1 protein-coding gene and 1 pseudogene are annotated in these 1,138 nt (G+C 66.3%); one reads left to right on the plus strand and one right to left on the minus strand.

From position 1 onward, the window contains the following. Positions 1–312: pseudogene (locus tag EN935_RS37095) on the plus strand (dehydrogenase); the annotation flags it as partial. A 15-nt stretch (positions 313–327) separates the two neighbouring features. Here the strand turns inward: EN935_RS37095 and phnF are convergent. Then, complete coding sequence (phnF, locus tag EN935_RS37100; protein ID WP_127263221.1) at positions 328–1,077, minus strand: phosphonate metabolism transcriptional regulator PhnF; 750 nt, start codon at positions 1,075–1,077, stop codon at positions 328–330. Between the last annotated feature and the right edge of the window lie 61 nt (positions 1,078–1,138).

Here is a 1,138-nt window from a genome sequence, read left to right on the forward strand (position 1 = left end):
GGCAACACCCAGTCGGTGCAGTCGGCCTTCGCCCATGTCGCGCATGGCGGAACGCTGGTGCTGGTCTCCGTAGTCAAGGACGACATCAGCTTTTCCGATCCGGAATTCCACAAACGCGAGATGACGCTGATCGGCAGCCGCAACGCCTTGCGCGCCGACTTCGACCACGTCGCCGCCTCGATCCGCAACGGCGCCGTGCCGCTGGCCAAGCTCGTCACCCACCGAACATCGCTTGCCGAAACGCCGTCCGATCTCGCTCGCTGGGCACACGAAAAATCCGGCCTGATCAAGGCTGTGATCGAGGTCGGATAGGCTACCGGCGGCGGCTCAGAGCGCAGACAGCTTGAGCTCGACCCGCTCGGCCGGGAAGCGCGACTCGGAAAACTGGATCGGCTGGCCGTCCGGCGTGACGTTGACGGCGACCGTGACCAGCACGATGGCGCCCGGCTGCAGGTCGAGATCGGCAAGGTCCGCCGCATCGGCATGGCGCGCCGACAGCACGGTCGATTGCCTGAGATAATCGTCGATGCCGAAACGCGCCAGCGACGCGGTGATCGAGCCGGTCTCAGCCATCGCGGCATCGATTCCGGCAAAGCGACTGGCATCGAACCAGCCGGCGGCGCGCGACACCGGCCGTCCATCGGCTTCGCCGCGCGTTTCCAGACGGATCACCTCAGCTCCCCTGGCAAGGCCAAGGCCCTCGGCGACGCGCTGGCTGGCCGGCTCGACCGACGAGGCGAGCAGGACGATATGCCGTTCCGACGTTTGCCCCTGCAAGCCCGTCGAAAAACGCGTGCGCGCGCCGATCGGATAGGACAGCCGCTTGCGCGACAGCACAAAGGTGCCGCGTCCCTGCTCGGCCCGCAGCACGCCTTCCTGCACAAGTGCTGCTATGGCGCTGCGCACCGTGTGGCGGTTGACGCCATAGCGCTCGGCCAGTGCCACCTCCGGCGGCAGCGCGGCATTTTCCGTGAAATCGCCGATGGCGATCGCCTGCAGGATCTTGTCGGCGATCTGCCGCCAAAGCGAAACGCCGCTGCGCCGCTCGATACTGTCCGCTGCCAGCCGCCCGACCATTGATTGCCCCCAGCCTTTTAGCCCTGTCATCCACCCGTCATGGACTCGCGCTAGATAATAG

Origin of the sequence: Mesorhizobium sp. M7D.F.Ca.US.004.03.1.1, from assembly GCF_003998635.1 — a bacterium.
Lineage (GTDB): Bacteria > Pseudomonadota > Alphaproteobacteria > Rhizobiales > Rhizobiaceae > Mesorhizobium > Mesorhizobium loti.